This is a genomic window from Oculatella sp. LEGE 06141 (genome assembly GCF_015207605.1).
Lineage (GTDB): Bacteria > Cyanobacteriota > Cyanobacteriia > Elainellales > Elainellaceae > Oculatella.
The window spans coordinates 1-3450 of record NZ_JADEWO010000130.1; the positions used below are offsets into that span (position 1 = coordinate 1).

Consider the following 3450-nt stretch of genomic DNA (forward strand, 5'->3'; position numbering starts at 1 on the left):
TGTATCAAAAAGGTCGAAAAGTTGCTGAAGGTTTCAAAGCCAATATGAAGATTGTCTTCGACGAGCTTCTACCGCAATGGAATTACACAGCCAAACCAGAATTACAGGTTATTTAATTCACGATCCTTAGAACCAGTGTTTAACTACTGTTATCGATGTAGCCAATTAAAGATCCCAAACGATGTGGCTGTACCAACAAAGTGAGCAGTAATACCGCTCATGTTTGCCATTGCAATGAAAATATCGAGCGATCGAATCACCCGCCCCGGATCATAAATGGCTACTCCTTGAGGTTGTGCAATGGATTTTGCTAGAAGTACGCCGAGGGTTGATCCAGTACCTATGATTGTTACTAACAGTCCCAACAGGCCCACAATTACACCAAGCTGTACCACTGACAGAATATTGATTCTTTCGGGACGCAGGGTTGGATTAGGGTTGCGAAGGCGTTTTGCAAAGCGTGTATACCGAAACGTCAGGTAAATACTAAATAGTGATACCAGAATTCCGGCAATGGCCCAAAAGATACCCACTCCAACTCCAGATACGGCGGTTTGAGTGGCAGTGTTGACTCCTACATCTGGAGCAGGAGGTGCAGCTTGGCTAAAGCTACGACCGGCGATCGCAAACTCTAACATCAGCCCTGATACAACAGCTAACCCGATCTGTGTCCATAAGCTGAACCACCCTGCAATTCGTAGTATGTTAGAAACCTTTTCTGGCTCATAGCTTACTATAGAGGTCTCTGAAATAGTTTGCATGTCAAGTTCCTAATTGTTCTAAGATAAAGTAAATTACTAAAACGCTCGGGTGCTGTCAGTAGAAAGCTGTTTTCTCAGCGCAACAAGCGATCGCTTCTAACCAACTGCTTTCATATCAGTTTTGAGCAGATGGTTCGATTGAAAACATTGATTGTATCTAATTCAAAAGCTGTACTTGCCAAATTAATATCAGTAAATGAATAGCCCTAATTAGCTTAGCGAGTTTGAAGATAAGAGCACCAATCAGCAGAAAACAGCCCTGCCTAGAGTCCTTCTCTTATCCGAGCGTTCCCTAACCGACAGTTGACTAGGGCTATTCTTTCCATTGCAATAATTAAAATTGCTGTAGAAGCTAGTTTTTAATTATCTTCTGTTTAGTGTAGAGAATCAGCGTGTCCACTGCTTCATGCTTATGAGAGAGGTTTACTTCTAACTCAAGTACTGAAGAAATTTCACGCTATTTTCATTTTTTTGTGAGTCTTTGTGAGAAAAACCTCATTAGTACTTATATCCATTAGATGAGACAACTTTCATGCTAATTTCATTCCTCGTACATATGCTTCAACTAAAGACAGAAGTAGAAAGCAAGGATTGGTTCGATGAATGTTTTACCTCGCAAAGGTAAATCAGCAGTCTGGCGTCGGCTCGCATTTGCACTTTTTAACCTAGGACTGCTGCCTCTATTGACCGCCCGCCCTGCAATCAGTGCAGAGCATATTTCACTGTCTTACGGTGTTCTACGACAGCTTATCTCAATTAATACTCTTGAAACTTATACCAGCACGGGAAAATTAGATTACTTCCTTGCTGCACATACTCCTTTTACCTCACCTAAACAGTTAACCCAACTTCGACAAATTCTGTTGACTCGTCTTCCTATCGAGGTTCACCAAGTTGCACCGTTGCTTCACACTCCTATGGGGGAGCAGTTAGTAAGCTCTTTGACAGCTCTAATTCAGAATGATATATCCCAGCCTAGTTCTTCTGCCATTCGGGACGCACTCATTCAAGCTGCGGTTCATCCAGATGGGTTAACTCTTCTCAACGTGCTCCGTCAATTTCCTGATGACCCTATTAATATTGACTTAGCTCGTAGCCTTAGATTAATAGATGTATGGAGAACATTCGCTGAGCAGACCAATCAGGCGATCGCTCAGATCAATCAGCAAGCTGACCTAGAAGCCTCTACGACAGCCTTTTCGGCAGATGCTCCAGCACTAGACCTAAGACAGCAAGGAGAATTTACCTGGGAGCAATATACCCTAACATTGACCGATCGATCACGCGATCGCACATTCCCAGTTGATATTTACCTGCCACACATACAACATCCTCGTCCAGTGATTGTCATCTCACATGGACTCAGCTATGCTCGATACAACTTTGCTTATCTAGCTCAGCACTTAGCTTCCTATGGATTTGTAGTTGCCGTTCCAGAACATCCTGGAAGTAGTTTGGAACAGCTCCGGAGCCTGCTTGAGGGAAAGGTTAATCAAATTGTGCAGCTTCAGGAATTCATTGACCGTCCAAGAGACATATCCTATCTATTGGATGAACTCAACACCCTTTCCAAATCTAACCCAGCATTTCAGAAACGATTGAATTTGCAGCAAGTTGGAGTAATTGGGCAATCGTTTGGAGGCTATACGGCACTAGTATTGGCAGGTGCAACGCTCCAATTCGATCAACTCGAAACTAGCTGTCATACCTTCAATCCGCTCCTGAACCCATCGCTGTTACTTCAATGTCGAGCGTTGGCGTTGCCTCACGTAAACTATAATTTAGATGATCCGCGAGTAAAAGCAGCCATTCTGATTAACCCAGTAGGTAGCCAGCTTATAGAACAGGCAAGCCTGAATCAGATTAAAATTCCAATTCTGATGATAGCTGGCAGTTCAGATATTTTGGCTCCAGTCCTATTGGAACAGATTCAGCCGTTTAGTTGGCTAAGGGCTCAAGACAAATATCTAGCACTAATTGCCGGTGGAACCCATTTTTCAAGCGTTGTTCATTTAAGGTCAAACGTTGGATTTGGATCTAGCTCAGATGCTGTAACGATTCAGCACTATACCAGTGCTTTATCCACTGCTTTTGCTCAAACTTATATTGCTAATCAGTCAACATATCGTCCTTACGTCAGTGCTGCATACGCTCGTGATATCAGCCAAAATAGGCTTCGAATTAGCTTGGTGCGATCGCTTCCACCTCTCCGAACCACTTTGAAATCAGCTAATGGTTCTGACTTCAGTCGGTATTTTGTAGCCCTTGGTGTCAGCAGCTTAATTATGAAATCTATCTATTTTGTAACAGGGCACGTCTACTTAAAAAGAAACTTTGAGAAGCGGAATTCATAAATTGGTTGGTGTACCATAGTCAGTCTCATTAAAGACCTGTTATAAAAGTTGCAGTTTATAAGCTCTTTCCTAATTTTTGTTCACTGAAGGTATTTCTGATTCATTGTTTTAACCAATATCCGAAAATTGGAGTTAATCGTGCCAAATCTGCAGTCTGACAAAACTTTAATAGCGCATACCCTAGGTGAAAATCGTGTCGATAATTCAGTCGTAACTGTTCAAGGGGTTGAAAAAGGGAATTGAGAAAATCGAGAGGTGCTGCTAGGCTAACAAGATGGAAGAGAACCCTGTCCCCTCCATCAATGATGTTAGCCAATCGGACTGGGACAAGACCC

General features: G+C 42.6%; 2 protein-coding genes. One reads left to right on the plus strand and one right to left on the minus strand.

Annotated features, from left to right (window positions below):
- Window positions 1–149: 149 nt before the first annotated feature.
- Window positions 150–761, minus strand: coding sequence for a DUF3611 family protein (locus IQ268_RS31845; RefSeq protein WP_193887477.1), 612 nt, complete (start codon window positions 759–761; stop codon window positions 150–152).
- Between the two features lie 599 nt (window positions 762–1360).
- Here IQ268_RS31845 and IQ268_RS31850 point away from each other — a divergent pair.
- A complete protein-coding gene (locus IQ268_RS31850; protein WP_193887479.1) occupies window positions 1361–3115 on the plus strand; it encodes an alpha/beta hydrolase in 1755 nt (584 codons plus the stop codon).
- Window positions 3116–3450 lie beyond the last annotated feature (335 nt).

Excerpts from the sequence above, each read along its gene's own strand:
- IQ268_RS31845 (WP_193887477.1), bottom strand. The coding sequence starts at position 761 with ATGCAAACTATTTCAGAGACCTCTATAGTAAGCTATGAGCCAGAAAAG.
- IQ268_RS31850 (WP_193887479.1), top strand. The coding sequence starts at position 1,361 with ATGAATGTTTTACCTCGCAAAGGTAAATCAGCAGTCTGGCGTCGGCTC.